A 26481-nucleotide genomic window follows, 5' to 3' on the forward strand; every position below is an offset into this window, starting at 1 on the left:
CAGGAACACTCGATGAATACCGAAGGACTCTCCGAAGTTGCTGTAAAAGACGCTCACCCGGTGGTTGAACAAATCGCCGAAACCCCACCGGAGCTGGAGCCGGCTGCGCCTGCTGTGGTGGCTGAAGCGCCCGCGCCGGCCCCGGTGGCAGCGGTGACCAACCTGGATGACAGCAGCCTGTACATCCATCGTGAGCTGTCACAACTGCAATTCAACATCCGCGTGCTGGAGCAGGCGCTGGATGAGTCCTACCCACTGCTGGAGCGGCTTAAATTCCTGCTGATCTTCTCCAGCAACCTGGACGAGTTCTTCGAGATCCGCGTTGCCGGCCTCAAAAAGCAAATCACCTTTGCCCGCGAACAAGCCGGTGCCGACGGCCTGCAGCCGCATCAGGCCCTGGCGCGCATCAGCGAACTGGTGCACGGCCATGTGGACCGCCAATACGCGATCCTCAACGACATCCTGCTGCCGGAACTGGAAAAACATCAGGTCCGCTTCATCCGTCGTCGTCACTGGACCACCAAGATCAAGACCTGGGTGCGTCGCTACTTCCGTGACGAAATTTCACCGATCATCACCCCGATCGGCCTCGACCCGACGCACCCGTTCCCGTTGCTGGTGAACAAGAGCCTCAACTTTATCGTCGAGCTGGAAGGCATCGACGCCTTCGGTCGCGATTCGGGCCTGGCGATCATCCCGGCGCCGCGTCTGTTGCCACGGATCATCAAGGTACCGGAAGAAGTAGGGGGCGCTGGCGATAACTATGTATTCCTGTCTTCGATGATCCACGCGCACGCCGATGACCTGTTCCAGGGCATGAAGGTCAAGGGCTGCTACCAGTTCCGCCTGACCCGTAACGCCGACCTGGCGCTGGACTCCGAAGACGTCGAAGACTTGGCCCGTGCCCTGCGCGGCGAGCTGTTCTCGCGGCGCTACGGCGATGCGGTACGTCTGGAAGTGGCGGATACCTGCCCCAAACATCTGTCGGACTACCTGCTCAAGCAGTTCAACCTGGCCGAGTCCGAGTTGTATCAGGTCAATGGCCCGGTGAACCTGACACGTCTGTTCAGCATCACCGGCCTGGACAGCCACCCGGAGCTGCAATACACGCCGTTCACGCCACAGATCCCGAAACTGCTGCAAAACAGCGAGAACATTTTCAGCGTGGTGAGCAAGCAGGACATTCTGCTGTTGCACCCGTTCGAGTCGTTCACGCCAGTGGTCGACCTGCTGCGCCAGGCCGCCAAGGACCCGCATGTGTTGGCTGTGCGCCAGACCCTGTACCGCTCTGGCGCCAACTCGGAAATCGTCGATGCGCTGGTAGACGCTGCGCGTAACGGCAAGGAAGTCACGGCGGTGATCGAGCTGCGTGCGCGGTTTGACGAAGAGTCCAACCTGCAACTGGCCAGCCGCCTGCAAGCGGCCGGTGCGGTGGTGATCTACGGCGTGGTCGGCTTCAAGACCCACGCCAAGATGATGCTGATCCTGCGTCGCGAAGCTGGTGAGATCGTGCGTTATGCCCACTTGGGCACCGGTAACTATCACGCCGGCAACGCCAAGCTCTACACCGACTACAGCCTGCTCACCTCCGACGACGCTTTGTGTGAGGACGTCGGCAAGTTGTTCAGCCAGTTGATCGGCATGGGCAAGACCTTGCGCATGAAGAAGCTGTTGCACGCGCCGTTCACGCTCAAGAAGGGCATGCTCGACATGATTGCCCGCGAAACCCAGTTCGCCCTCGACGGCAAGCCGGCGCACATCATCGCCAAGTTCAACTCGCTGACCGATCCGAAGATCATCCGCGCGCTGTACAAGGCCAGCCAGTCCGGGGTGCGCATCGACCTGGTGGTGCGTGGCATGTGCTGCCTGCGCCCTGGCATTGTGGGTGTGTCACATAACATCCATGTGCGCTCGATCATCGGCCGCTTCCTGGAGCACACGCGGGTGTTCTACTTCCTCAATGGCGGCGAGGAACAGATGTTCCTCTCCAGTGCCGACTGGATGGAGCGCAACCTCGACAAGCGTGTGGAGACCTGCTTCCCGGTCGAAGGCAAGAAGCTGATCATGCGGGTCAAGAAAGAGCTGGAAAGCTACCTCACCGACAACACCCACAGCTGGAGCCTGCAATCGGACGGGCGCTACGTGCGCAACACCCCGACCGGCAACCAGAACCCGCGCAGTGCGCAGGCGACGTTGCTGGAGAAGCTGGGTAGCCCGATTCTTGCGGTGAACTAAAAGCCTGCACAGACCTAATGTGGGAGCGGGCTTGCTGTGGCGAGGGAGCTTGCTTCCGTTGACTGCGCAGCAGTCTCCGGCTTTTTGGGGGCGCTACGCACCCCAGCGCAAGCAAGCTTGCTCGCCACAGCAAGCGCGCTCCCACATTTGTTTTGTGGCGTTACATAGATCGTATCAGCGCAGGTTCAGCGCGAACCCCACCCGCGTCAACCACTCCGCTTCCTGGGCAAAGTCCGCCTGGGTCAGCTGGTTTTCATCCAGCCAGCCTTTGGGGAACACCACGTCCAGGCTGTCGCCATGGGCGCGCAGGGTGACTTGGGGCATTTCCTGGGTGCCACGGATGTGGTGGAACAGGATCGCAAAGCGCAGCAGCACGCACAGGCGGATCAGCTTGATGCCTTCGTCGCCGAACTCGGCAAATTTGTCCTTGGGAATGTTGCGGCGATGGCCACGCACCAGCAGGGCGAGCATCTGTTGGTCTTCGCGGGAGAAACCGGCGAGGTCCGAGTGCTCGATCAGGTAGGCGCCGTGCTTGTGGTAATGGTAGTGGGCGATGTCCAGGCCCACTTCATGCACCTTGGCGGCCCAGCCCAGCAGTTCGCGCCAGACGCCGTCTTCCAGGTCCCAGTCCTCGGCTACCTGGTCAAAGGCGTGCAGGGCTTTGCGTTCCACCCGGGCCGCTTGTTCCAGGTCGACGTGATAACGCTCCATCAACGAGGTGAGGGTGCGCTCACGCACGTCTTCGTGGTGATGGCGGCCCAGCAGGTCATACAGCACGCCTTCGCGCAGGGCGCCGTCGCAGTGGTCCATACGTTGCAGTTCGAGGGCGTCGAAAATCGCTTCGAGAATCGCAAGGCCAGCCGGGAAGATGGTACGACGGTCGGGCTTGATGCCGTCGAAGTCGATTTTCTCGGCATCGCCCAGCTTGAACAGTTTGCGCTTGAGCCATGCCAGGCCTTCGGCGTTGACCTCACCGGTGCCATGGCCGCCGGCTTTGAGGGCCAGGCCGATGGCGCGGATGGTGCCGGACGAGCCGATGGCTTCATCCCAGGTCAAGCGGTGCAGCGCATGCTCGATGCTCATGATCTCCAGCCGCGCGGCCGTGTAGGCCTGGGCATAGCGTGCCGGAGTGATCTTGCCGTCCTTGAAATAGCGCTGGGTAAAGCTCACGCAGCCCATTTGCAGGCTCTCGCGCAGCAATGGCTCGAATCTTTGCCCGATGATGAACTCGGTACTGCCGCCGCCGATATCCGCCACCAGGCGCTTGCCGGGCGTGTCGGCCAGGGTGTGGGACACGCCCAGGTAGATAAGGCGCGCCTCTTCCCGGCCGGAGATGACTTCTACCGGGTGCCCGAGGATTTCTTCGGCGCGGCGGATGAATTCGACACGGTTGCGCGCCTCACGCAGGGCGTTGGTGCCGACAATTCGCACGGCGCCCAATGGCATGCCGTTGATCAGTTGGGCAAAACGCTTGAGGCAGTCGAGGCCGCGCTGCATGGATTCTTCATTGAGCTGGCGCTGGTCGTCGATGCCGGCAGCCAGTTGAACTTTCTCGCCGAGCCGCTCGAGGATGCGGATTTCGCCGTTCTGGGCCTTGGCCACGACCATGTGAAAGCTGTTGGAGCCCAGGTCGATGGCGGCGATCAGGGACAAATTCTTGGCTTGGGATTGCGGCATGGTTTGGGGGTCTCGGTCGATAACCCGACCATCGTGCCACGATCGACCGCTGGCGCCAACGCGTTGTGCTTCAGGAATCTTCCTGTCGGTGCGGGAGGCAATGCCTGTTGGAGATGTAGGGCGATTCTCCTTTGCTCTAGCGAATAAACTTAAGGCTAGGTACGAGGTATTAAATTTATGCCTATAAAAACTCTCGGGACTTTCCTTACAAGGGTTTTGTATTTGTTCTGCTCGGTTTTTTAGTTATGACTACTGATGCAGTTGAAAAGGGTGGTCATGTTTTTGTTGTATTCGGACAGCAGTTGACGTGCTCTCCTATTCTTTTTTAGGTCACTTACAAGCGAGACTGCCCGTCGGCAATGATGCCGTGGTGTTATTTGTTTATGGCGTTTTATGTCAGGGAATGTCGTGTTTTAGAAGCGGAGCTTTTCAGCCTTTAATAAGTAACGTCTGTTAACTTCTAATGACGGGTAAAAGATGAAAAAAGTATTTGGTTTGGCCGTGGGGATTGTGTGCCTGTTTGCCAGTGTAGGCGCCTATGCAACTACCAACCCGACCGGCAACCTGATCGTCAAGGGCACCATTATTCCGGCGGCTTGCAGTATGAGCGTTAGCGCCGGCGGGGTTATCGACTATGGCACGATTCGAGCCAATCAATTGTCCCAGACGAATTTCAACCCACTTGCGGAGCGTTCCACTTCGCTGGTCGTCAATTGCGGTACTACACCTGCCAGGTTTTTCTTGTCTGTCACTGACTTGCGGGCCTCCAGTAAAGTTACTGGCATATTGGGCGCTGGCTACACCGAAGCCCAAAACTATGGTCTCGGTACGTATGGTGGCAGGCGCACCGGCGGCTATTCGGTCACCCTCAGAAACCTGACGTCCAACGGTGTGGCGCTCAACCCGATTGTACGGTCGAGCAAGGACGCAGCCTGGCAAGCCAGCGACGGTAAGGTTTCCCAGACACCTAACCAGCATTCCTGGCGTAACGGCGCTGTCAATGCGCCAGCTTCGATCTCTCAGCTAACCGGTGTTATTGCCGTCAAAGCGGTGATCAATCGCGCAAGTGATCTGAACCTTACCGGCAATATTGCGTTGGATGGTCACGCGACGCTGGTTCTGGATTACATCTAAACGTTTGAGCAACAGTCGATAGCGAGGCAGAGTCAGTCAGGGGGACTCTTATTAGTTATCGGCTGTTTTCATGTGGCTGTGCAATTACACGTACTCATTTGTTTGTGAATGTTCCAGGGAGAACTCGGTGAACGGTCTTTCAAGAATAATTGGTTTCATATCGTGTTGTATGGCTTTGTTGCTGTATGGCGTAGCCCATGCCGACGGTATGTTGCCTGAAACAACGGTTGTCATTCTTTATGAGGAGAATGGCGAAGCCACGATCAATATAAAAAACACTGATCCTACCCCTGCGTTACTGCACTCCGTCATAGAAAATGTGCCCGAGGATCTTGAAACCCTGTTGATCGTCACCCCGCCCATTGCTCGCGTGGAGCCAGGGGAAACGCAACTGGTCCGTTTTATCAGCACCCTGAAGTCGCCGCTCAAGACTCAACGCCTCAAGCGCGTGTCCTTCGAGGGGATTCCCCAGGCGCGTGAGCCAGGTGGTGCGACCATTGGTATCACCCTGCGTCAAAACTTGCCGCTGATCCTGCACCCGGCAGGTTTGCCCCGGCACCAGGCACCTTGGGAACTGCTCAAGTGGAAGCGCCGGGGTGATCGCTTGAGCGTGCATAACGACAGTGCCTATGTGGTGCGCATGGGATTGGAAGTGCAGCTTAATCCGCTGAAACAAACCGGCTTGCTGCCCCGCACTTATATCCTGCCGGGTGAGGTGTTGACGCTCAATACCCAAGGGCCTGTGGCCGAGGTGTCCTCGGTGGTGCTGCAGCCGGCCACGACCTTCGGGTTTGCTGTCGATGACTACCAGGCAGATGTTCTGGGTCATGGGCGCTAAGCGTTCGATGACTGGACTGACGGTTCGCCGCCCGGGGCTTTTCATGGGGTTGGCAGCCTTGTGGGGTGCTCCCGGTTTTGCTTTGGCAGTCGAGTTGGGAGAGGGCTTTGACCTGGCTGTCCTGGCCAGCTATGGCATCGACCCGAAGGTCTCCGACTACTTTCGCAGTGCGGCGCGGTTTCGTGAGGGCAGGCAGATAGTGGGGCTGCGGGTCAACGGGAATTCCCTGGGGTTGGTCGAGGCCCGTTTCGATTATCAGGGGCAGCTGTGTTTTACCCAGGGTTTGCTGGAGAAAGCTGGCCTTAAAGTGCCCTTGGCGATCGTGCAATCGGGCATCTCGGCGGATCAGGCCTGTCACGATTTCGTGGGTGAGTTCCCCGCGACCATCGTCAGGTTGCAGCCGGGCAGCGAAGAAGTGGTGCTGGTTGTGCCTACTCAGTCCTTGCGTGAGCCTGAATGGGAAGTGGGAGGTTTTTCCGAGGGCGGTGCGGCGGCGTTGTTCAACTACGATGTGCTCGGGTTTCAGACCCAGTCGCGCAGTGGCCCCAGCCGGTTCGTTTCGGCTTATACCGAGGCGGGATTCAACCTGGGTAATTGGGTGGTCCGCAGCCGGCAGTTCTATATTTCTGATAACGGCAAAAGCAGCAGCGAGCATGTGCAGGCCTACGCCCAGCGTGATATCGCGGCGTTGCAGTCAACTTTCCAGGTGGGCCAGATCTCTACCCGAAGCCCGGTGTTCGGTGGGATTCAGCTATCGGGATTACAGCTGTTTCCTGATGGTGTCTCCCGCGCCGGCGCCAATCATGGTGTGGTGGTGGAGGGTTTGGCTCACAGCCAGGCGCGTGTCGAGGTGCGCCAGTCCGGTGCGCTGATCCATACCACGTTAGTGCCCGAGGGGCCGTTCAGCCTGACAGGCTTGCCTTTGCTCAATGGCACCAGTGACCTGGAGGTCAGCGTTATCGGCACGCGGGGCGGCACCCGCAGTTTCGTGGTGCCGGCGGCTTCCTTTGGTGCGGCTATTGCCGTAACCCCAGGCTTTGACTTCGCCCTTGGCAAGGTACGTGAACAGCTGAGCGAAGGCCGCGAGGCGCCGACTGTTGTCATGGGCAGCGGCACCTGGGGGCTTGGCCGGCAGTCATCCCTGGGGTTCGGTTTATTGAGTACAGATGAGTACCAGTCGGCCGGCGGCACTATGAGCAGTGTGTTTTTCCAGCGGGTTACCGTCAGTGCTCGGCAAAACATCTCGCGCGATGGTGAGGCGGGTGTGAACGGCAGCCGCAGCGCCGTATCCCTGGGCAGCCCGTTGGTGGCGGGTGTTGAGATGAGCCTGAGTGCGACGACCCAAAGCCCAGGTTATCGCGATGTCCTCGAGGCAGGCCCGGGTTTGAAAAAAAATGATCTGCAGACCCGTTTCCAGAATCAGTACACGGTAGGGTTCAACTGGGCAGAACCGACCTTGGGGGCTTTTTCAGTCAGCTACTCACGCAGTACGCAGTTTGATGGGCAGCTTGCCGAACATGTATTTGCCTCGTGGAACAAGGGGTTCAGGCAGGTGGATGTAGCGTTGATCGCCGACTCGCAGGTGGGCGCTTCGCGGCGGCGCAAGACCGCAAGCCGTGAGCGAGAAACACGTGATGAGGTCACGCCAGAGGGGCTGTCCTTGCGCCTGCAGGTCACGGTGCCCTTTGGAGAAGATCGCCGCCTGACGTCCTACGCCAGTCGCCGCAATGGCCGTGCCGATATGGGCACGGCATTGTCCGAGCGGGTCAATGAGTATGTGAACTACGAAGTGGGGGTTGAGCGGGATCTGCAGGAGCGCCAGCAAGCGGTTCGCGCGAATGTTGACGTGATGCCGCGCTACACCCGTGTGGGCCTGGGCGTGAACCGCACGCCCACGAGCACCAGCTACAGCGGGCAACTGCAGGGTGCCGTGGTGGCTCACGCGCGCGGCCTGACCTTTTCCCCCTACGCAGTGCAGGACACCTTTGGTGTGCTTTCGGTGGGGGAAGTGTCAGCGGCCAAGGTTACGACCCCACAAGGCCCGGTGTGGACCGATTACCGTGGGCATGCGGTGATTCCCGGCTTGCCGGCCTATACCACCAGCCACCTGGAGGTGCAGACCCAGTCCTTGCCCAAGCGGGTCGATCTCAAGAACGGCACCAAAATCCTCGCCGTCGGGCGCGGATCATTCAATACCGTGGATTTCCAAGTGGTGAATGTTCGCCGGGTACTGCTTGAGGTGCGCGATGAGCAAGGTACACCTCTGCCCCAGGGCTCTGCCGTGTTTGGCCCGGACAACACCTACCTGACCAATGTGGTGGGTGAGGGCCTGATCTTTTTGAACAACATGGATGACGGGCAAATCCTCAGCGTTTCGCCGCCGGGCTCTGCCCGCGCGTGCCTGCTGCATCTGAACCTTGAGTCGCAATCCCCAGAGGACAAGCTCTATGAAACGGCTTCGGCGATCTGTCGTGCCCAATGAATCGGCGCAATACACCCTGCGTCGACTGTGCCTGGGCGTTAGCTTGTTGTTCATGCTCGCGATAGCGGCCCCGGAGGCTTCGGCGAATGACTGCCGCCTTTCCCTCAGCCAGCCAAGGGTCGACCACGGCGTGCTCCGGCGCGCGGAGTTGTTGGGCGAGCCGCTCGCAAGCCAGCCCATCATCCTGGGCAGGCGAACGCTGCAGCTGAGTGTCGTATGTGCCGAACCAGGGGCTGTCGCCTTGCGCTTTACGGGTGTTCCGGCGGGGACGCAAGGCTATCGATTCGGCCGACAGGGCAGCTTCACCCTGGCCCTCAAGCATGCCCAGGTCGATGGTCGCGCCGTTGAACTGAGTACGTCACAGCCCACAGAAACGGCTACCAGCGGGCACTTACTGCCCGGTCACGTGCTGATAGCCAAAGCCGGTGGTTTGCCGCTGACCGGCACACGTTTTTCAGCACAAGTGCAGATCGACACGTATTTACCGCCCGATGCCTTTTCAGTGCGCCACGAGACCGTCTTCGAAGGTCAGGGGCACTTTGAATGGTTGCCCGGCGGTTAATCGATCAGCCCGGCTGCTCCACCGAGCCGATGAAATTGGCGAACTCCGGCGTCTTTGGGTTGGCGAACAAGGTCTTGGGGTCGCCCACTTCATGCACCTTGCCCTGGTGCATGAACACCAGCTTGTCCCCGACTTCCCGGGCAAAGCGCATTTCGTGGGTCACCATGATCAGGGTCATGCCGTCCTTGGCCAATTGGCGCACCACACTGAGCACTTCATTGACCAGCTCCGGGTCCAGTGCCGAGGTAATTTCATCGCACAGCAGCACCTTGGGCGACATGGCCAGCGCACGGGCTATGGCGACCCGTTGCTGCTGGCCGCCGGACAGACGATCAGGGAAGGCATCAAATTTTTCCCCCAGCCCCACCCGCTCCAGCATCTGCCGGGCAAGCTGGGCGGCTTTGGCCTTGGGCACTTTCTGCACCACTTGTGGCGCGAGCATGACGTTCTCGCCCACGGTCAGGTGTGGGAACAGGTTGAACTGCTGGAACACCATCCCGACTTTCTGCCGCAGGCTGCGCAGGTCGGCGCGGGCGGCGTCGAGGTATTCGCCGTCGACCTCAATTACGCCGTCGTTGATCGATTCAAGGCCATTGAGGGTACGCAGCAAGGTCGACTTGCCCGAGCCACTGCGGCCGATGATCGCCACCACCTGGCCTTCTTCAACGGTCAGGTCGATGCCTTTGAGTACATGGTGATCGCCGTAATACTTATGCAGGGCGGAAATTCTAAGCAGAGGCATGCAGTCTCCTTTCCAGGTAGCGCGCACTGAGGGACAAGGGGTAGCAGAGCAGGAAGTAACCGAGCGCCACCAGGCCGTAGACCATAAAGGGCTCGAAGGTAGCGTTGGCGAGCATGCCGCCGGTTTTGGTCAGTTCGGTAAAACCGATGATCGAGGTCACGGCGGTGCCTTTGACCACCTGCACCGAAAAGCCCACGGTGGGCGCCACGGCAATGCGCAGGGCTTGCGGCAGGATCACGTAGCGCAGTTGTTCAAGCGGGTTAAGCGCCAGGCTGGCCGAGGCTTCCCATTGCCCGTGGGCAATCGACTCGACGCAGCCGCGCCAGATCTCGGCCAGGTAAGCACTGGTAAACAGGGTCAAGGCAATCGCCGCCGCCAGCCAGGGCGAGATATCCACACCCAGCAGCGCGATGCCAAAAAACACCAGGAACAGCTGCATCAACAGCGGCGTGCCCTGGAACAGTTCAATATAGGTGCGCGCGAGATTGCGCGGGAAGGCTTTGCGGCTGATGCGCATCGTCATCACCAGTAAACCGATAACGCCGCCACCGACAAACGCCACCAGCGACAGCAGCAAGGTCCATTGCAAGCCGGTGGCGAGGTTGCGCACGATGTCCCAGAAGGAGAAATCACTCATCGGCTGTTCCTCATCACGTAGCGACGGCCGATCCAGTTGAGCAACTGGCGAATCATCAGCGCCATGCACAGGTACACCAGGGTGGTCAGTGCGTAGGTTTCAAACGCGCGGAAGTTGCGTGACTGGATAAAGTTGGCGGCAAAGCTCAGCTCTTCGGTGGCGATCTGCGAACACACCGCCGAGCCGAGCATCACAATGATGATCTGGCTGCTCAGGGCCGGCCACACCTTGCCCAGTGCCGGCAACAGCACCACATGGCGAAACGCCTCGAAACGCGTCATCGCCAATGCCGCTGCGGCTTCCAGCTGCCCGCTTGGGACCGCCTGGATGCCGGCGCGAATGATCTCGGTGGAGTACGCCCCCAGGTTGATCACCATCGCCAGTACGGCGGCTTGCCACTCGGTGATTTTCAGCCCCAGGGATGGCAGGCCGAAGAAGATGAAAAACAACTGCACCAGAAACGGCGTGTTGCGGATCAACTCGACATACACCCCGAAGACCCAGGAAAACGGCTGGATCTTCCATGCCCGCACCACAGCGCCGACGGTGCCCAGGGCCACGCCGAGGATCGCGCCGATAGCCGTCAGCTCAAGGGTAAACAGCGCGCCGCGTAGCAGCAGGTCGGTATTGGCCAGCACCGGCACAAAGTCAAATTGATACGCCATGAATCAGCTCCGCATCAAAGATCGGCAGGCAGTGGCTCTTTAAGCCACTGCATCGCGTTCTTTTCCAGGCTGCCATCGGCTTTGGCCGCGACCAGGATCTGGTTGACCTTCTCCAGCAGCGCTGGCTCATTCTTGTTAACTCCCACGTACACCGGCGAATCCTTGAGTTTCACTTTCAGCTCCAGCCCACGTTTATTACTGCGCTCGCTGATCGCCACCATCACCACGTTGCCGCTGGCGATCAGGTCGACCTGGCCGGCCAGGTAGGCGGCGATGGTTGAGTTGTTGTCTTCGAAACGCTTGATCGTGGCTTCCTTGGGCGCGACGGCGGTCAGCTCGATGTCTTCGATGGCGCCGCGGGTCACGCTGATGGTCTTGCCCTTGAGGTCATCGGTGGTGTGGATGGCCGCATCAGGCGGCCCGAACACGGCCAGGTAGAACGGCGCGTAGGCCTTGGAGAAGTCGATGACCTTTTCGCGCTCGGCGTTCTTGCCCAGGCTGGAAATCACCAGGTCGACCTTGCCGGTAGTGAGAAACGGGATACGGTTGGTGCTGTTCACCGGGGTCAGTTCCAGCTTGACCTTGAGCTGGTCGGCCAGCAGCTTGGCGGTGTCGACGTCCAGGCCACGGGGTTTCATGTCCGGGCCAACCGAGCCGAACGGCGGGAAGTCTTGGGGCACGGCAACCTTGAGGGTGCCACGGGCGACGATATCGTCCAGACCGTTGGCATGGGCGGGCGCCTGGCTCAGCATCAGGCTGGCAAACAGGGCAGTGAGCAGGGCGCTGTAGCGCTTGGTCATGGCAACTCTCCGGGGAAGGGCGCGGGAATATTCTGTTTCGAGCCATTGCACGGCCCATGCCATCACGGCGCCAATGGCCTGGAACGCTGGTATTTGTTGAGTTCTGGTGGTCTTACTGGTCTGAACAGTGAGCGAGTTTTTCGCACCTTTTTCGAGCGCCGATAAAACCTCGCGAGCCCCTTTGGGGCGCGGCTTGCCGCCGGCTGCGAATAGCTTTACAACTAGCCGCTCCGTTGACTGCAACCTTGAGTTTTCTATGAATTCCATCGCCCAAGCCGTACCGGAAGCGGCCCTGCAGGCCATCCGCAAACTGATCAAGGAACAGGGCTTTGCAGCGGGTGACGCGTTGCCGTCCCAGCGCGACCTGGCGGTACAGTTGGGCGTGAGTCGGGCATCGTTGCGCGAGGCGTTGTCGTCTTTAAGTGCATTGGGCGTGGTGAGTGTGCAGCCGGGTAAAGGCGTGTTTGTGCAAGAGGTGCAAGAAGCGCCGGGGTTCGCCTGGCCCTTCGCTGCCCAGGCCACGCCCCTGGATATCTTCCAGTTGCGCTACGCCCTGGAAGGGTTCGCCGCGGGGTTGGCGGCAGTGACGTTGACTCTCGATGAACTGGACAGCCTGCAAGACAATGTCGAGGCCATGCGCAAAGTGCTCAAGGCTGGCGACTTCGAAGCCGCTGCCCGGCTGGACTTCGAGTTCCATCAGCGGATCCTGCTGGCCAGCGGTAACCAGGCGATGGTGAGCATCCTGAGTGCCAGTGCCGAGGTGTTCCTGGAGAGCCAGAAGCTACCGTTCATCCGACCGGAACGGGCCATGGAGACTTGGCAAGAGCACCGCAAGATCCTGCGTGCCCTGGCCAGGCGCGCCAGTGCTGCGGCGCAGAAAACCATGCAGGAACACGTGCGCAATGCGGCATTGCGCACGGGCATCGTCTTCGTGACTCCCGTGACGCCGTGAGTGGGCTATACCCAAACTCATGCAACGCCATAGCAAGACTCAATCAGAGGCGGCTTCCTGAACGGGGGAAGGGCGGCTATGATGGGCCACGTTTTTTTTGCTTACAATCCGGAGACATCCATGAGCAACGATCTTATCAAGCACGTCACCGACGCGACCTTTGAGGCCGAAGTACTCAAGGCTCAAGGCCCGGTACTGGTTGACTACTGGGCTGAATGGTGTGGCCCTTGCAAAATGATCGCTCCTGTTCTGGACGACATTGCGACCACTTACGAAGGCAAGCTGACCATTGCCAAGCTGAACATCGACGACAATCAGGAAACCCCGGCCAAACACGGCGTGCGTGGTATCCCGACCCTGATGCTGTTCAAGAACGGCAACGTCGAAGCCACTAAAGTGGGTGCGCTGTCGAAGTCCCAGCTGCAAGCTTTCCTCGACGCGAACATCTAAGCGTCGTCAAAAAAGCCCCGCAAAATAGCGGGGCTTTTTCGTGAAACAGGGCTAGACGCTCCGAAATTCAGGTGGTACATTCGGCCCCGCACTGGTTTCTCCACTGCCCCCTGCAAGCCGTCGCCGACGCATTCCTTTTCGATTAGTACGCGATCCTGTCGCCTTCTCTGCGGCGCGGCCTCATTAAGCCAAAAGCTTAATTTCCCCCCTCCATAAATGATTACGTCATTCCTATATGAATCTGACTGAACTCAAGCAAAAGCCGATTACCGACCTGCTCCAATTGGCCGAAGAAATGGGCATAGAAAATATGGCCCGTTCGCGCAAGCAGGACGTGATTTTCTCCCTGCTCAAAAAGCACGCGAAAAGCGGCGAGGAAATCTCCGGTGATGGCGTGCTGGAGATTCTCCAGGACGGCTTCGGCTTCCTCCGCTCTGCAGACGCTTCCTATCTCGCCGGCCCAGACGATATTTACGTCTCGCCGAGCCAGATCCGTCGCTTCAACTTGCGCACCGGTGACACCATCGTCGGCAAGATCCGTCCTCCGAAGGAAGGCGAGCGTTATTTCGCCCTGCTCAAGGTCGACACGATCAACTTCGATCGTCCTGAGAACGCGAAGAACAAGATTCTCTTCGAGAACCTGACGCCGCTGTTCCCGACCGTGCGCATGAAGATGGAAGCCGGTAACGGTTCCACCGAAGACTTGACCGGTCGTGTCATCGACCTGTGCGCCCCGATCGGCAAAGGCCAGCGCGGCCTGATCGTCGCACCGCCGAAAGCCGGTAAGACCATCATGCTGCAGAACATTGCAGCGAACATCGCGCGTAACAACCCGGAAGTTCACCTGATCGTATTGCTGATCGATGAGCGCCCGGAAGAAGTAACCGAAATGCAGCGCACCGTGCGCGGCGAAGTGGTTGCCTCGACGTTCGATGAGCCGCCAACCCGCCACGTGCAGGTTGCCGAAATGGTGATCGAGAAGGCCAAGCGCCTGGTCGAACACAAGAAGGATGTGGTGATCCTGCTCGACTCCATCACCCGTCTGGCGCGTGCCTACAACACCGTGATCCCAAGCTCCGGCAAGGTACTCACCGGTGGTGTCGATGCCCACGCCCTGGAGAAACCAAAGCGTTTCTTCGGTGCTGCGCGCAACATCGAAGAAGGCGGCTCGCTGACCATTATCGCCACCGCGCTGGTTGAAACCGGCTCTAAGATGGATGAAGTGATCTACGAAGAGTTTAAAGGTACCGGTAACATGGAACTGCCTTTGGACCGTCGTATCGCTGAAAAGCGTGTGTTCCCTGCGATCAACATCAACCGCTCCGGCACCCGCCGTGAAGAGTTGCTGACCGCCGACGACGAACTGCAGCGCATGTGGATCCTGCGCAAGCTGCTGCACCCGATGGACGAAGTAGCCGCCATCGAGTTCCTCATCGACAAGCTGAAAACCACCAAGACCAACGACGAGTTCTTCCTGTCTATGAAGCGTAAGTAATACTACGGTTCAGGTCTGAGAAAATGGTGCCCTTGAAGGGTGCCATTTTTTTTGCGCCAAACAGGGAGGTTTGTGTGCCGAGAGTGTCAGTAAAGAAACAAAAATGGCGAGTACGCCTACGCTCTCTTCAATTTGTATCAGGCTGATTACGATTTATGACCGCTCTTGCTTACCGAAGAGACATTGATGGCCTGCGCGCCATTGCTGTCCTGGCTGTGGTTTTGTTCCATTTTGGGGTTCCAGGCGTTACTGGCGGTTTTGTCGGCGTTGATGTGTTCTTCGTGATTTCAGGTTTCCTGATTACCTCGATCATCTGGCGCGAGCGTGAAGCGGGGCGTTTCAGCTTCGTCGATTTCTGGGCGCGACGGGCACGGCGTATCCTGCCGGCTTTGCTGGTCATGATGTTTACGTCATTGGTGGCTGGCTGGTTCTTAATGGCGCCCAAAGACTATTCGGAATTGGGACGCTCGATACACAACCAAGTGGTGTTCATCTCCAATCTGTTCTTCATGCGCCAGGACGGCTATTTCGACACGGCCTCCGACATGAAGCCGATGTTGCACACCTGGTCGCTGTCGGTTGAAGAGCAGTTCTACATTGCCTTCCCACTCTTGCTGGCGCTGTTGTCGAGCTGGCTGAAGCAGTGGCGCAGCGCCTTGTTTGTGTTGCTGCTGGTGTCGTTTGCGGCGAGCGTGTGGGCGGTGGCCAATGAGCCGGACAAAGCCTTCTTCCTGCTGCCCATGCGTGCCTGGGAATTGTTGGCCGGGTCCATGCTGGCTGTGATGCCAGTGCGGGCAGGGCGCGCAAGTCCCCTGTTGGCGCAAGCTGTGAGTCTGTTCAGCCTGGGCCTGATTCTGGTGGCGGTATTGGGCTACAACGCCAACACCGCGTTCCCTGGGGCGGCGGCTTTGTTGCCGGTATTGGGTGTGGTGGGGTTGATTTGGGCTAACGGCCAACACCCAACCTGGGTAGGGCGCTTGCTGGGCAGTCGCGTGCTGGTGGGCATCGGGCTGATTTCCTATTCGTGGTACCTGTGGCACTGGCCGGTGCTGGTGTTTGGCAAGTACGCGAGTATTTTTGGCCTGCCCTCCTGGGCGCTGGCGGGTCTGTTCGTCTTGAGCCTGGTGCTGGGTTATGTGTCCTGGCGGTTCGTCGAGGGGCCGTTTCGTGAGCGGCGCCTGCTGGCGGGTCGTCGGTCGATTCTGATCGCGGGCGTGGTCGGGCTCGCCGGGCTGGGTCTGATCGGCAAAGGCCTGGTGTGGTCGGATGGGTTTGCATCGCGGCTGTCGCCCCAGGCGTTGCAGTTCGCCCAAGCGTATACCTGGAGCCCCACGCTGATTAAGTGCCTGTCGGATGACAAGAAAGACCCGAACCGCAAACTTTGCCATTTTGGCCCGCAGGCGAGTGCTGCCCGCGCATTGGTCTGGGGCGACAGCCATGCCTCGGCACTCATCCCGGCGTTGAACGACGGCTCGCGCAAGTACGACTTCGGCATCACTCAGGCCGGTTACGCCGGGTGCCTGCCGTTCGACCGCAAAGAAAACACCCCAGGCTGCCGAGCGTTCAACGAGCGTGTCACCCAGTTGTTGAGCAAGGAACAGTTCAGTGATGTGGTGCTGGTAGCCCGCTGGAGCCTTTACGTTTATGGCCAGCGCTCCGGCGACACCGGCGCTTCCCTTCATGACCCGCAAACGGGCAAGTACGACCGCGCCGTCGCTGAACGGCTGTTTGCCGAGGGTGTGAGTGCGCTGGTGCAGCAACTGCGTGCCAGCGGGCACAGGGTGTGGCTGGTCAAGGAGGTACCGCTGCAGGCTTTCAACGTGCCTTACCGGCTCAGCCGCCTGGCGATGCTGGGACGCCCGACCGACCGCGAAGGCTTGCCCCTGGCCGAGCACGTCGAGCGCCAGGCCTATATCAGCAGCGTTTTTGAGCGCATCGCCGCGGCAGACCCCGGTGTGCAACTCATGGACCCCGCGCCCAAGCTGTGCGAGACGAATGGCTGGTGCCGGGTCGAGCGCGATGGCCAGTCGCTGTATACCGATGACAACCACCTCTCGGCCGTAGGCACGCGTTATGTGGAAGGGTTCCTTGAGCCCTTCTTCCACACCATGCGTAATGAGTCCGTTGAGTCGGGTGTGAGTCGCAATGACGTGCAATAAGCTGCCAGCGCTCTTAAGAGCAGGTAGGATGTACGCCTATTTTACGGGTGGCATGGTTAATGAAATTCAAGGATCTTCGGGATTTCGTGCAGCAACTTGAGCAGCGCGGAGAGTTGAAACGTATCCAGGTGCCGGTTTCCCCGGTGCTGGAAATGACTGAGATTTGCGACCGTACCTTGCGCAACAAGGGCCCGGCGCTGCTGTTCGAAAACCCGACCGGCTTTGATATTCCGGTGCTCGGCAACCTGTTCGGCACGCCCGACCGTGTTGCGTTTGGCATGGGCGCCGAGTCGGTCAGCGAGCTGCGCGAGATCGGCAAGTTGCTGGCCTTCCTCAAGGAGCCCGAGCCACCCAAGGGCCTCAAGGACGCCTGGTCGAAGCTGCCGATCTTTCGCAAGATCATTGCCATGGCGCCCAAAGTGGTCAAGGACGCGGTGTGCCAGGAAGTGGTCATCGAAGGCGATGACGTCGACCTGGCCATGTTGCCGGTGCAGACCTGCTGGCCGGGCGATGTCGGCCCGCTGATCACCTGGGGCCTGACCGTCACCAAAGGCCCGAACAAGGATCGCCAGAACCTGGGGATCTACCGTCAGCAAGTGATCGGCCGCAACAAGGTGATCATGCGTTGGCTGAGCCACCGTGGCGGCGCGCTGGACTTCCGTGAGTGGTGCGAAAAGCACCCAGGCAAGCCGTTCCCCGTGTCCGTGGCCCTGGGCGCCGACCCGGCGACCATCCTCGGCGCCGTGACGCCGGTGCCTGACAGCCTGTCCGAATATGCCTTCGCCGGCCTGCTGCGCGGCAACCGCACCGAGCTGGTGAAGTGCCGTGGCAATGACCTGCAAGTGCCGGCCACCGCCGAAATCATCCTCGAAGGCGTGATTCATCCGGGCGAAATGGCCGATGAAGGCCCTTACGGTGACCACACCGGCTACTACAACGAAGTCGACAGCTTCCCGGTGTTCACCGTCGAGCGCATCACCCACCGCATCAAACCGATCTACCACAGCACCTACACCGGCCGCCCGCCGGATGAGCCGGCCATCCTTGGTGTGGCGCTCAACGAAGTGTTTGTGCCGATCCTGCAAAAGCAGTTCCCGGAAATTACCGACTTCTACCTGCCGCCCGAGGGCTGCTCGTACCGCATGGCCATCGTGACCATGAAGAAGTCGTACCCAGGCCATGCCAAGCGGGTAATGCTCGGTGTGTGGTCGTTTTTGCGACAGTTCATGTACACCAAGTTCGTTATCGTCACTGACGACGACATCAATGCCCGGGACTGGAACGACGTGATCTGGGCCATCACCACGCGCATGGACCCCAAGCGCGACACGGTGATGATCGATAACACGCCGATCGACTACCTCGACTTTGCTTCGCCGGTATCGGGCCTGGGCTCGAAGATGGGCCTGGATGCCACCCACAAATGGCCGGGTGAGACCACCCGCGAGTGGGGTCGGGTGATCGTCAAGGATGACGCTGTGACCGCACGTGTTGATGCGATCTGGAAAGAATTGGGAATAGATTGATGCGTGTAACCCTGCAACCTTCCGGCGCCGTACTGGAGCTGGTCCCTGGTGAGCGAATCCTTGAAGGCGCGCGTCGCCTGGGCTACGAATGCCCACAGGCGTGTCGCAATGGCGTGTGCCATGTGTGCGCCGCGCTGCTGGTGGAAGGCCGGGTGCAACAAGCCGGAGAGGTGCGCGACCATGGTGAGTTCTACACCTGCATCGCCGAGCCGTTGGAAGATTGCATTGTGTTGTGGGATGGCGTGCTGGCGCCGGGAGAGTTGCCGTTGCGCAAGTTGTCGTGCCAATTGAGTGAGTGCGTGGACGTCGGTGGCGATGTATGGCGCGTGCGCTTGCGTGCGCCGGCCGGGAAGGCGGTGCGTTACCACGCCGGGCAATACCTGATGATCGAGCGTGACAACGGCGATAAATCGGCGTTTTCCCTGGCCTCGGCGCCCCATGCCGGGCGCGAGCTGGAACTGCATGTGCTGGTTCGCGAGGACAGTGCGCGCAATTTGATCGAGCAGTTGCAGCGTAACCAGATGGCCCGTGTTGAACTGCCGTTTGGTGATACTCACTTGGCCGAACTGCCGGACGGGCCGCTGGTGTTGATCGCTGCCGGCACCGGCATGGCGCAGATGCACAGCCTGATCGAACATTGCCGCGCCTCGGGCTTCAAGCACCCTGTGCACCTGTATTGGGGCGTACGCCGCCCGGAAGACTTCTACGAAATCGAACACTGGGAGCAATGGCAGCAACTGCCCAACCTGTTCCTGCACAAAGTGGTCAGCGACCTGTGCGGTTGGGAAGGGCGCTGCGGGCTGCTGCATGAGGCCGTGTGTGAAGACATCAGCGACCTCAAGTCCGTGCACGTTTACGCCAGTGGTTCACCGGCGATGATCTACGGCACGCTGGACGCATTGGTCGACGCAGGTATGGATGCACACCAGATGCGCGCCGATGTGTTTGCCTACGCGCCACGCCCTTGAAGCCTTGAGCTGAACCAGTGTGGGAGCTGGCTTGCCTGCGATAGCGGTGTATCAGTTGCAGGTGTGTTAGCTGACCCGCCGCTATCGCAGGCAAGCCAGCTCCCACATGGGTAGGCGGCGTTCCTAGAAACGCACGCCTGCCGTCAGCATCGCCGCATTGAACCCCAGTAACACCAACTCACTGGCCACCGGGCCGAAGTGAACCCCCACAGACGGAATGATCGCCGGTGCAACGCCATAACGGTTGAGCGGGATTTTGTCGCGGTACTTACCGCGATAGCCCTGTAGCGCGCCCGCGGTCACCTTCATATAAAACGGTGAGTCGCCAATATCGTAACGCTTGCCGGCGTAGACGTAATACGAGCGCTGGCTGAACGAGTTGCGAAACGTCGCCCCGCCATACACCAACCCCGACGCCTCGTTACGTTCCAGGTTGATCAAGTCCTGATTGTTGTTGTGCTTTGGGTCCGGCGAAAAATGCTTGGTGTAGACACTGGTCTGGGCGTACCAGAAACCTTTGTCGTCATTGGCGGCGGCCTCGGAAGCCAGAGCAGTGGTGGTTTGCAGCAAAAGCAGCAGACCGGAAAAAAGGTATTTCATGGTTCGACCTCGATAGTCGTTTGAAGAAGCGGCTAATGTGGGTCGCTAAACATCTGCAGTTTGGCGGCTTATGTTGGGCATGACCTGAACCAGCGCTGAAAACACGGCCGCCTATGCTTATGCAATTAAGGTATTTTAGATGTAGGAATAATCTCATTAAGCTATAAGGCAACGGACTACCGCCTTATCGTCAATAACCAGTAACTGACCGCTACCGCCCGCCAGCCGGACCGATCGTGTGAACTCAGAGCATTGAAGCTTTGATTTTTTGATTGCCGGGCTTGAATGGCAGGGGAGCGGTATGGGGAGTTACAAGAAACATGCGTACACAGCTATTTTGTCGGCCAATTTGCTGACTGCTGTGGGATTCAATCCGGTCTGGGCGGACGCAACAGCCGCCGATGCACCAAAACTCGACACCGTGATCGTCACCGGCACCCGTGCCCAAGAGCGCACCGCCAGTGCTTCGTTGTCGCCCATCGATGTCATTTCCGGTGACACATTGCGCAGCACCGGCTCCGATGAGCTGGGCGCGGTGTTGGCGCGTCTGATTCCTTCCATCAACTTCCCGCGCCCCAGTCTGGTGGACGGTGCCGAACTGGTACGCCCGGCGCAGTTGCGCGGTTTGTCGCCGGATCAGGTGTTGGTGCTGATCAACGGTAAACGCCGCCACACCAGTGCTTTCGTCAACCTGGGCGGGGCCGTGGGGCGCGGTTCGGCGCCAGCGGATTTGAATGCGATCCCGCTGTCGGCGGTCGACCATATCGAAGTGCTGCGCGACGGCGCGTCGGCGCGCTATGGCTCGGACGCGATTGCCGGGGTGATCAACGTGATCCTCAAGCACGACGACCACGGCGGCTCTGTCTCGACCAAATTTGGCGAGTACAAGAAGGGTGACGGCATCCAGCGCAACGTCAGCGGCAACACCGGGTTTGCCTTGGGCGAAAACGGCTTTATCAACGTTTCGGGCGAAGGCGCCGACAACGACTACACCAACCGCGCCGGCGACGATTTCCGCCCTGGCAGCGTGGGTTCCACCACCTATGGTCAGCGCGTGTTTCGTCAGGGCGAGCCGGCCACCAATGAAGGCAAATTCCAGTTCAACTCCGAATATTCCTTCAACGATGCAGCCGAGTTCTACACCTTCGGCGGTTACAGCAAGCGTCGTGGCGAAACGGCGGCGTTCTATCGGGCGAGCAACGCGTCCAACAACATCCCGGCGCTCAACCCCAATGGCTACCTGCCTTTGATCAAGGGCAATCTTGAAGACACGTCCTTGGTGGTCGGCCTGCGCGGCTTGCTGGCCTACGATTGGCATTACGACCTGTCGGCCAACTATGGCAAGAACCAGTACGAACTGGGCACCGAAACCGTCAACACCTCACTCGGCCTGGTCACTCCGCGCAAATTTAACAACGGTACCTTGAGCAACGATCAGCGCCAGGTCAGCCTGGACCTGTCCCGTGAGTTCGACGTGGGCTTTTTGCCGTACCCGGTGTCGGTGGCTTTTGGCGGCGAATACCTGCGCCAGGGTTATCAAATTGAAGCGGGCGAGCCGGCGTCCTACTATCAGACCGGCAGTTCGGGCCTGGGTGGGTTCCGTGATGCCGACGCCGGTAGTACCTCGCGGCACAACTGGGCTCAGTATCTGGACCTGGAAACCAACTTCACCGAAAAACTCAGCGCCTCAGCCGCCGTACGTCATGAGGACTACAGCGACTTCGGCTCCAACGTCAGCGGCTCGCTGTCGGCGCGTTATGACTTCACCCCGCACGTCGCCTTGCGTGGCAGCATTTCCAATGGTTTCCGTGCGCCATCCCTGGCCCAGCAGAACTTTGCCTACACCTCGTCACAGTTGATCGGCAACACCATCCAGGAAGCTGGCACCTTCCCGGCCAACAGCCAGGTCGCCCGCCTGTTGGGCGCCGAAGACCTGAAGGCCGAGAAGTCGCGCAATTACAGTCTTGGCCTGGTGCTGGAGCCGGCCGATGACCTGACGGTGACGCTCGATGTGTACCGCATCGACATCCGCGACCGCATCAGCTTGTCATCCAACCTCAATCTCAACCCGGCGACTATCGCCTACCTGCAAGCCAATGGCGTCGGCAACATCAACTACACCAGCGCCCGCTACTTCACCAACGCCACCGACACCAGCACCGACGGTGTCGACCTGGTGGCCAACTATCGCTACCCGTTCGATAACGGCATCCGCTGGAACAGCACCGTGGGCTACAACTACAACCACACCAAAGTCACCGACGTGAAGCCCAACCCGGCGATTCTGGACAGCCTGGGCGCCAACCTGGTGCGGGTAGACCGCCGTGAGCGCATTGGTTTGCTGGGCGATACCACGCCGCAGCACAAGCTCAGCCTGGGCAACGACTTCACCTACGGTCGTTGGGCGCTGCACAGCAACCTGGTGCGCTATGGGGAATTCACCAGCTACCAGGCCGACAAGGTCAACGACCAGACCTTCAAGGCCGCCTGGGTGCTGGACCTGTCGGCAGACTATAAGTTGAAGAACTGGACCTTCACGTTGGGCGGCGACAACATCACCGATAAATACCCGGAGAAGGTCAATGCCTACGCCAGCAGCGGCGGCAACCTCGCCTACAGCACTTTTTCGCCGTACGGTTACAGCGGCGCGTTTTATTACGGTAAAGTTGCTTACAACTGGTAACACGCAGGGGACCTAAGCGATCCGCCATGACCGTTATTGAAACCGATCTGTTGCAATTGGCTTACCCTCCGCGGCTCGATCTGGGGCCGCAACTGACTCACGAGCAATTAATGAGTTCGATGCAGGCCACCATGGCCAGGCATAAGGGCGGGCCGGTCTGGCTATTCGCTTATGGTTCGCTGATCTGGCGTCCCGAATGCTCGTCGACCCAGCGCATGCGCGCACGGGTTCACGGTTATCACCGGGGTTTGTACCTGTGGTCACATGAGCATCGAGGCACGCCGGAGTCGCCGGGGTTGGTGTTCGGCCTGGATCGCGGTGGTTCTTGCAGCGGATTTGCCTACCGCTTGCCGGAAGACCAGCTTGAGGCCTCGCTTTATGCCTTGTGGCAGCGCGAGATGCCTTACCCGTCGTACCGACCGCACTGGCTCAGCTGCCGCCTGGAAGATGGCAGCCAAGTGCAGGCGCTGGGGTTTGTGTTGGAGCGGCACTTGCCCAGCTATGCTGGCAACCTGCCCGATATCGTGCTTAACCACGTGTTGGAAAGCGCTTGCGGGCGTTACGGCACCACTCGCGATTATGTCGAGCAGACCGTGAACGCCCTGCGTAGCCACGCCATGCCAGATAAAAACCTGGAGGCGCGGCTCAAGCGTTGTGCCAAAGACTGCGGCGGGAATTAACGCGCCGCGCTGACGCTGTTGGTGTGCCACAGCGTCGGGATCAGGAACGCGATCGCCAACAGGCATGCGCCCACCAGCAACACAAACCCACCGTCCCAGCCGAAATGGTCCACGGTGTAGCCCATGGCTGCACTCGCTGCCACCGAACCACCCAGGTAGCCGAACAAGCCCGTGAAACCAGCAGCAGTGCCCGCGGCTTTCTTCGGCGCCAGTTCCAGCGCCTGCAGGCCGATCAGCATCACCGGGCCGTAGATCAGGAAGCCGATGGAGAACAGCGCAATCATGTCGACCATTGGGTTGCCTGGCGGGTTGAGCCAGTAAACCAGGGTCGCCACGGTGACCAACGCCATGAACACGATGCCGGTCAGGCCACGGTTGCCACGGAAGATCTTGTCCGACATCCAGCCGCACAGCAGCGTGCCTGGAATGCCCGCCCACTCGTAGAAGAAGTACGCCCACGAGGTTTTATCCACGTCGAAGTGCTTGGCTTCTTTGAGGTAGGTCGGTGCCCAGTCCAGTACGCCGTAGCGCAGCAGGTAGACGAACACGTTGGCGAAGGCGATGTACCACAGCATTTTGTTGCGCAGCACGTACTTGACGAAGATTTCCTTGGCGCTGAACTCGTCTTCGTGGCTGGCGTTGTAGCCTTCCGGGTAGTCGTTCTTGTACTGCTCGATGGGCGGCAGGCCGACCGATTGCGGGGTGTCGCGCATGGTGATGAAGGCAAATGCCGCCACGGCCAATGCCACGGTCGCCGGCACATAGAACGCTGCGTGCCAGTCGTTGAACCACGCCATACCCAGCAGGAACAGCGGGCCGATCAGGCCACCGCCGACGTTATGCGCCACGTTCCACACCGACACCACGCCGCCGCGTTCTTTCTGCGACCACCAGTGCACCATGGTGCGCCCACTCGGCGGCCAGCCCATGCCCTGGGCCCAGCCGTTGATGAACAGCAAAATGAACATCATGGTTACGCTGGACGTCGCCCAAGGTGCGAAACCGAAAATGAACATCACCCCGGCCGATATCAACAGGCCAAAGGGCAGGAAGTAGCGTGGGTTGGAGCGGTCGGACACCAGGCCCATCAAGAACTTGGACAAGCCGTAGGCAATCGCGATGGCTGACATTGCCAGGCCCAGCTCGCCACGGGTGTAACCCTCGTCGATCAGGTACGGCATGGCCAGCGAGAAGTTTTTGCGCAGCAGGTAGTAGCCCGCGTAACCGAAGAAAATACCGGCGAAGATCTGCCAGCGCAGCCGTCGATAGGTACTGTCTATTTTTTCTTCAGGCAGGGGCGCCTGGTGTGCGGCAGGACGAAAGAAAGCAAACATTCAAGAGCTCCAAATTTCTTGTTTTGACTGCGGATGCGAATGTTACAGTTTCGTTACCGAAAATAGCATCGCCTCTTATCTGCAAACACAGGAAATTGGAGCGATTGCATGTTCTCTTACGAACATGTCGCTAATAGATAAGTGTGGGTCGGTATCAGGTCTTAAGACCTAAAGAGATCAACTGTGGGAGCTGGCTTGCCTGCGATAGCGGTCTATCAATTGCAGCTGTGTGAGCTGACCCGCCGCCATCGCAGGCAAGCCAGCTCCCACATGAACCGCATTCAGCGGGTCTGGACGACAACCTTTCCCACAGCCCTGCGTTGCCCCAGGTCATTGATCGCCTGCGCAGCCTGCTCAAGCGGGTAAGTCTGCGACACCAACGGCTTCAACTTGCCCTCGCCATACCAGGTGAACAACTGCTGGAAGTTCGCCGCATTGTCCTGCGGCTGGCGCTGGGCGAACGAGCCCCAGAACACCCCGACTACCGACGCACCCTTGAGCAGCGCCAGGTTTACCGGCAGTTCGGGAATGCGCCCGCTGGCAAAGCCCACCACCAGCAGGCGGCCGTTCCAGGCAATGCCACGCACGGCCTGGTCAAACAGGTCGCCGCCGACGGGGTCGTAGATCACATCGACACCATTGCCGTCGGTCAGGCGCTTGATCTCGTCTTTGAGGCTGGCTTCGCTGTAGTTGATCAGCTCATCCGCACCGGCCGCCTTGGCCACGGCGAGTTTGTCGGCGCTGCTGGCGGCGGCAATCACCCGGGCGCCCATGGCTTTGCCGATTTCCACCGCCGCCAGGCCCACGCCGCCGGAAGCGCCGAGCACCAGCAGGGTTTCGCCAGGTTGCAGGTTGGCGCGTTGTTTCAGTGCATGCATCGAGGTGCCGTAGGTCATGCTGAAGGCGGCGGCAGTGGTGAAATCCATGCTCGGCGGGATCGGCAGCACGTTATAGCCCGGCACCGCGACCTGCTCGGCAAAGCTGCCCCAACCGGTCAGGGCCATGACCCGGTCGCCGACGTTGAGGTGGCTGACCTTTTCACCCACTTCGCTGACCACACCGGCCGCTTCGCCACCCGGCGAGAACGGGAAGGGCGGCTTGAACTGGTACTTGCCCTCGATGATCAAGGTGTCCGGGAAATTCACCCCGGCCGCGTGCACGTCCAGCAGGATTTCGTTCTTCTTGATCGCGGGGCTGGCGATCTCTTCCAGCACCAGGGTTTCGGCGGGGCCGAAGGCTTTGCACAGCACAGCTTTCATCGGACTATTCCTTTTGGCGTCGTGGCCGATAAGTGTAGGAGGGTACGCCCGTGGGTCAACGAGCATGCCTGGCCCTGATAAGTCGCCATAAGCTTGTACTCAGCCTTGCTAGCGTTATGCTACCCGGCAACCGAATTCGAGGAATGAACTGTGAAAGCGTGGATCCTGTTGATGCTCGCCCTGACCTTGCCGTTGGCAGCCCAGGCCGAAGAAGCGAAAGAAGGCGAGGCGCCGAAGGTCAGCTATATCAGCCTGACCCCACCCTTTGTGGGCAATTACGGCCTGGATGGCACGGCAAAACTGCGGGTCTACAAGGCCGACATCGCCCTGCGCGTGACCGGGCCTGAAGCGGCTGCGGCTGTCAAAGCCAACGACCCGTTGATTCGTAACCAACTGGTGGCGCTGTTTACCCAGCAGACCAACGAAGCCATGAGCACGGTCGAAGGCAAAGAAAAGCTGCGCCAGGAAGCCCTGAAGCAAACCCAGCAAGTCATGAATGACGAGACCGGCAAGCCGGTGGTGGAAGACCTGTTGTTCAACAACTTGATCATCCAGTAAGTCGCTGCGCGACTATCGCGGGCAAGCCCGCTCCCACAGGTGAAT

22 protein-coding genes are annotated in these 26481 nt (G+C 59.7%); 14 read left to right on the forward strand and 8 right to left on the reverse strand.

Annotation, left to right across the window (positions count from 1 at the left end):
- The first annotated feature begins 12 nt into the window (after positions 1-12).
- Positions 13-2235: a polyphosphate kinase 1 gene (gene ppk1, locus AOA62_RS27655; protein WP_017135242.1), complete on the forward strand. Its 2223-nt coding sequence runs from the start codon at positions 13-15 to the stop codon at positions 2233-2235.
- A 174-nt stretch (positions 2236-2409) separates the two neighbouring features.
- On the opposite strand, the gene ppx is transcribed toward ppk1, so the two are convergent.
- Positions 2410-3912, reverse strand: coding sequence for an exopolyphosphatase (gene ppx, locus AOA62_RS27660; RefSeq protein ID WP_017135243.1), 1503 nt, complete (start codon positions 3910-3912; stop codon positions 2410-2412).
- Between the two features lie 477 nt (positions 3913-4389).
- Here ppx and AOA62_RS27665 point away from each other — a divergent pair, with 477 nt between their 5' ends.
- The 4 genes from AOA62_RS27665 (at position 4390) to AOA62_RS27680 (ending at position 8928) form a co-directional block, all read left to right on the forward strand.
- Positions 4390-5046, forward strand: coding sequence for a DUF1120 domain-containing protein (locus AOA62_RS27665; protein WP_099550286.1), 657 nt, complete (start codon positions 4390-4392; stop codon positions 5044-5046).
- Between the two features lie 169 nt (positions 5047-5215).
- Positions 5216-5884, forward strand: a complete 669-nt coding sequence (locus AOA62_RS27670) for a fimbria/pilus chaperone family protein (protein WP_099550287.1) — start codon at positions 5216-5218, stop codon at positions 5882-5884.
- Positions 5885-5927: 43 nt separating this feature from the next.
- Positions 5928-8366, forward strand: coding sequence for a fimbria/pilus outer membrane usher protein (locus AOA62_RS27675; RefSeq protein ID WP_099550288.1), 2439 nt, complete (start codon positions 5928-5930; stop codon positions 8364-8366).
- The gene (locus tag AOA62_RS27680) at positions 8332-8928 is read left to right on the forward strand and encodes a hypothetical protein (RefSeq protein ID WP_099550289.1); all 597 of its coding nucleotides are present in this window, start codon (positions 8332-8334) and stop codon (positions 8926-8928) included. The genes AOA62_RS27675 and AOA62_RS27680 overlap by 35 nt, the downstream gene beginning before the upstream one ends.
- 4 nt (positions 8929-8932) lie before the next feature.
- Here the strand turns inward: AOA62_RS27680 and AOA62_RS27685 are convergent, their stop codons facing one another.
- The 4 genes from AOA62_RS27685 to AOA62_RS27700 are packed head-to-tail and all read right to left on the reverse strand — an operon-like array spanning position 8933 to position 11772.
- Positions 8933-9670 (reverse strand): amino acid ABC transporter ATP-binding protein, encoded by a 738-nt coding sequence (locus AOA62_RS27685; RefSeq protein ID WP_017135248.1) that lies wholly within the window; start codon positions 9668-9670, stop codon positions 8933-8935.
- Positions 9657-10307, reverse strand: coding sequence for an amino acid ABC transporter permease (locus AOA62_RS27690; RefSeq protein WP_017135249.1), 651 nt, complete (start codon positions 10305-10307; stop codon positions 9657-9659). The genes AOA62_RS27685 and AOA62_RS27690 overlap by 14 nt, the downstream gene beginning before the upstream one ends.
- Positions 10304-10972, reverse strand: a complete 669-nt coding sequence (locus AOA62_RS27695; protein ID WP_017135250.1) for an amino acid ABC transporter permease — start codon at positions 10970-10972, stop codon at positions 10304-10306. The genes AOA62_RS27690 and AOA62_RS27695 overlap by 4 nt, the downstream gene beginning before the upstream one ends.
- Before the next feature lie 14 nt (positions 10973-10986).
- A complete protein-coding gene (locus AOA62_RS27700; RefSeq protein WP_017135251.1) occupies positions 10987-11772 on the reverse strand; it encodes a transporter substrate-binding domain-containing protein in 786 nt (261 codons plus the stop codon).
- Between the two features lie 256 nt (positions 11773-12028).
- On the opposite strand from AOA62_RS27700, the gene AOA62_RS27705 reads away from it, so the two are divergent.
- The 6 genes from AOA62_RS27705 to AOA62_RS27730 all read left to right on the forward strand — a co-directional run bounded on the left by AOA62_RS27705 (position 12029) and on the right by AOA62_RS27730 (position 19322).
- Positions 12029-12724, forward strand: coding sequence for a FadR/GntR family transcriptional regulator (locus AOA62_RS27705; protein WP_099550290.1), 696 nt, complete (start codon positions 12029-12031; stop codon positions 12722-12724).
- Between the two features lie 120 nt (positions 12725-12844).
- Positions 12845-13174: a thioredoxin TrxA gene (gene trxA / locus AOA62_RS27710; protein ID WP_003213989.1), complete on the forward strand. Its 330-nt coding sequence runs from the start codon at positions 12845-12847 to the stop codon at positions 13172-13174.
- A gap of 235 nt (positions 13175-13409) precedes the next feature.
- Positions 13410-14669: a transcription termination factor Rho gene (gene rho, locus AOA62_RS27715; protein ID WP_003176825.1), complete on the forward strand. Its 1260-nt coding sequence runs from the start codon at positions 13410-13412 to the stop codon at positions 14667-14669.
- Positions 14670-14824: 155 nt separating this feature from the next.
- Complete coding sequence (locus AOA62_RS27720; protein ID WP_017135253.1) at positions 14825-16828, forward strand: acyltransferase family protein; 2004 nt, start codon at positions 14825-14827, stop codon at positions 16826-16828.
- A gap of 59 nt (positions 16829-16887) precedes the next feature.
- Positions 16888-18354 (forward strand): 4-hydroxy-3-polyprenylbenzoate decarboxylase, encoded by a 1467-nt coding sequence (ubiD, locus tag AOA62_RS27725; RefSeq protein ID WP_017135254.1) that lies wholly within the window; start codon positions 16888-16890, stop codon positions 18352-18354.
- Entirely contained in the window at positions 18354-19322 is a 969-nt protein-coding gene (locus AOA62_RS27730; RefSeq protein ID WP_017135255.1) for a CDP-6-deoxy-delta-3,4-glucoseen reductase, read from the forward strand. The genes ubiD and AOA62_RS27730 overlap by 1 nt, the downstream gene beginning before the upstream one ends.
- Positions 19323-19445: 123 nt before the next feature.
- Here AOA62_RS27730 and AOA62_RS27735 read toward each other — a convergent pair whose 3' ends face one another.
- Positions 19446-19922 carry a hypothetical protein gene (locus AOA62_RS27735; RefSeq protein WP_017135256.1) on the reverse strand — a complete coding sequence of 159 codons (477 nt, stop codon included), beginning with the start codon at positions 19920-19922 and terminating at the stop codon, positions 19446-19448.
- A 301-nt stretch (positions 19923-20223) separates the two neighbouring features.
- Between AOA62_RS27735 and AOA62_RS27740 the strand changes: the two genes are divergently transcribed.
- Positions 20224-22605 (forward strand): TonB-dependent siderophore receptor, encoded by a 2382-nt coding sequence (locus tag AOA62_RS27740; protein WP_099550291.1) that lies wholly within the window; start codon positions 20224-20226, stop codon positions 22603-22605.
- 26 nt (positions 22606-22631) lie between these two features.
- Entirely contained in the window at positions 22632-23285 is a 654-nt protein-coding gene (locus tag AOA62_RS27745; RefSeq protein ID WP_017135258.1) for a gamma-glutamylcyclotransferase, read from the forward strand.
- On the opposite strand, the gene glpT is transcribed toward AOA62_RS27745, so the two are convergent.
- Together glpT and AOA62_RS27755 are read right to left on the reverse strand one after the other, a co-directional pair.
- The gene (gene glpT, locus AOA62_RS27750) at positions 23282-24619 is read right to left on the reverse strand and encodes a glycerol-3-phosphate transporter (RefSeq protein WP_017135259.1); all 1338 of its coding nucleotides are present in this window, start codon (positions 24617-24619) and stop codon (positions 23282-23284) included. The genes AOA62_RS27745 and glpT overlap by 4 nt on opposite strands.
- 281 nt (positions 24620-24900) lie before the next feature.
- Positions 24901-25878: an NADPH:quinone oxidoreductase family protein gene (locus AOA62_RS27755; protein ID WP_017135260.1), complete on the reverse strand. Its 978-nt coding sequence runs from the start codon at positions 25876-25878 to the stop codon at positions 24901-24903.
- Between the two features lie 150 nt (positions 25879-26028).
- Between AOA62_RS27755 and AOA62_RS27760 the strand changes: the two genes are divergently transcribed.
- The gene (locus tag AOA62_RS27760) at positions 26029-26436 is read left to right on the forward strand and encodes a flagellar basal body-associated protein FliL (protein ID WP_017135261.1); all 408 of its coding nucleotides are present in this window, start codon (positions 26029-26031) and stop codon (positions 26434-26436) included.
- Positions 26437-26481: the final 45 nt, after the last annotated feature.

Source organism: Pseudomonas sp. 2995-3, from assembly GCF_002742565.1.
Taxonomy (GTDB): Bacteria; Pseudomonadota; Gammaproteobacteria; order Pseudomonadales; family Pseudomonadaceae; genus Aquipseudomonas; species Aquipseudomonas edaphica.

Excerpts from the sequence above, each read along its gene's own strand:
- ppk1 (WP_017135242.1), top strand. The coding sequence starts at position 13 with ATGAATACCGAAGGACTCTCCGAAGTTGCTGTAAAAGACGCTCACCCG.
- ppx (WP_017135243.1), bottom strand. The coding sequence starts at position 3,912 with ATGCCGCAATCCCAAGCCAAGAATTTGTCCCTGATCGCCGCCATCGAC.
- AOA62_RS27665 (WP_099550286.1), top strand. The coding sequence starts at position 4,390 with ATGAAAAAAGTATTTGGTTTGGCCGTGGGGATTGTGTGCCTGTTTGCC.
- AOA62_RS27670 (WP_099550287.1), top strand. The coding sequence starts at position 5,216 with ATGGCTTTGTTGCTGTATGGCGTAGCCCATGCCGACGGTATGTTGCCT.
- AOA62_RS27675 (WP_099550288.1), top strand. The coding sequence starts at position 5,928 with ATGGGGTTGGCAGCCTTGTGGGGTGCTCCCGGTTTTGCTTTGGCAGTC.
- AOA62_RS27680 (WP_099550289.1), top strand. The coding sequence starts at position 8,332 with ATGAAACGGCTTCGGCGATCTGTCGTGCCCAATGAATCGGCGCAATAC.
- AOA62_RS27685 (WP_017135248.1), bottom strand. The coding sequence starts at position 9,670 with ATGCCTCTGCTTAGAATTTCCGCCCTGCATAAGTATTACGGCGATCAC.
- AOA62_RS27690 (WP_017135249.1), bottom strand. The coding sequence starts at position 10,307 with ATGAGTGATTTCTCCTTCTGGGACATCGTGCGCAACCTCGCCACCGGC.
- AOA62_RS27695 (WP_017135250.1), bottom strand. The coding sequence starts at position 10,972 with ATGGCGTATCAATTTGACTTTGTGCCGGTGCTGGCCAATACCGACCTG.
- AOA62_RS27700 (WP_017135251.1), bottom strand. The coding sequence starts at position 11,772 with ATGACCAAGCGCTACAGCGCCCTGCTCACTGCCCTGTTTGCCAGCCTG.
- AOA62_RS27705 (WP_099550290.1), top strand. The coding sequence starts at position 12,029 with ATGAATTCCATCGCCCAAGCCGTACCGGAAGCGGCCCTGCAGGCCATC.
- trxA (WP_003213989.1), top strand. The coding sequence starts at position 12,845 with ATGAGCAACGATCTTATCAAGCACGTCACCGACGCGACCTTTGAGGCC.
- rho (WP_003176825.1), top strand. The coding sequence starts at position 13,410 with ATGAATCTGACTGAACTCAAGCAAAAGCCGATTACCGACCTGCTCCAA.
- AOA62_RS27720 (WP_017135253.1), top strand. The coding sequence starts at position 14,825 with ATGACCGCTCTTGCTTACCGAAGAGACATTGATGGCCTGCGCGCCATT.
- ubiD (WP_017135254.1), top strand. The coding sequence starts at position 16,888 with ATGAAATTCAAGGATCTTCGGGATTTCGTGCAGCAACTTGAGCAGCGC.
- AOA62_RS27730 (WP_017135255.1), top strand. The coding sequence starts at position 18,354 with ATGCGTGTAACCCTGCAACCTTCCGGCGCCGTACTGGAGCTGGTCCCT.
- AOA62_RS27735 (WP_017135256.1), bottom strand. The coding sequence starts at position 19,922 with ATGAAATACCTTTTTTCCGGTCTGCTGCTTTTGCTGCAAACCACCACT.
- AOA62_RS27740 (WP_099550291.1), top strand. The coding sequence starts at position 20,224 with ATGGGGAGTTACAAGAAACATGCGTACACAGCTATTTTGTCGGCCAAT.
- AOA62_RS27745 (WP_017135258.1), top strand. The coding sequence starts at position 22,632 with ATGACCGTTATTGAAACCGATCTGTTGCAATTGGCTTACCCTCCGCGG.
- glpT (WP_017135259.1), bottom strand. The coding sequence starts at position 24,619 with ATGTTTGCTTTCTTTCGTCCTGCCGCACACCAGGCGCCCCTGCCTGAA.
- AOA62_RS27755 (WP_017135260.1), bottom strand. The coding sequence starts at position 25,878 with ATGAAAGCTGTGCTGTGCAAAGCCTTCGGCCCCGCCGAAACCCTGGTG.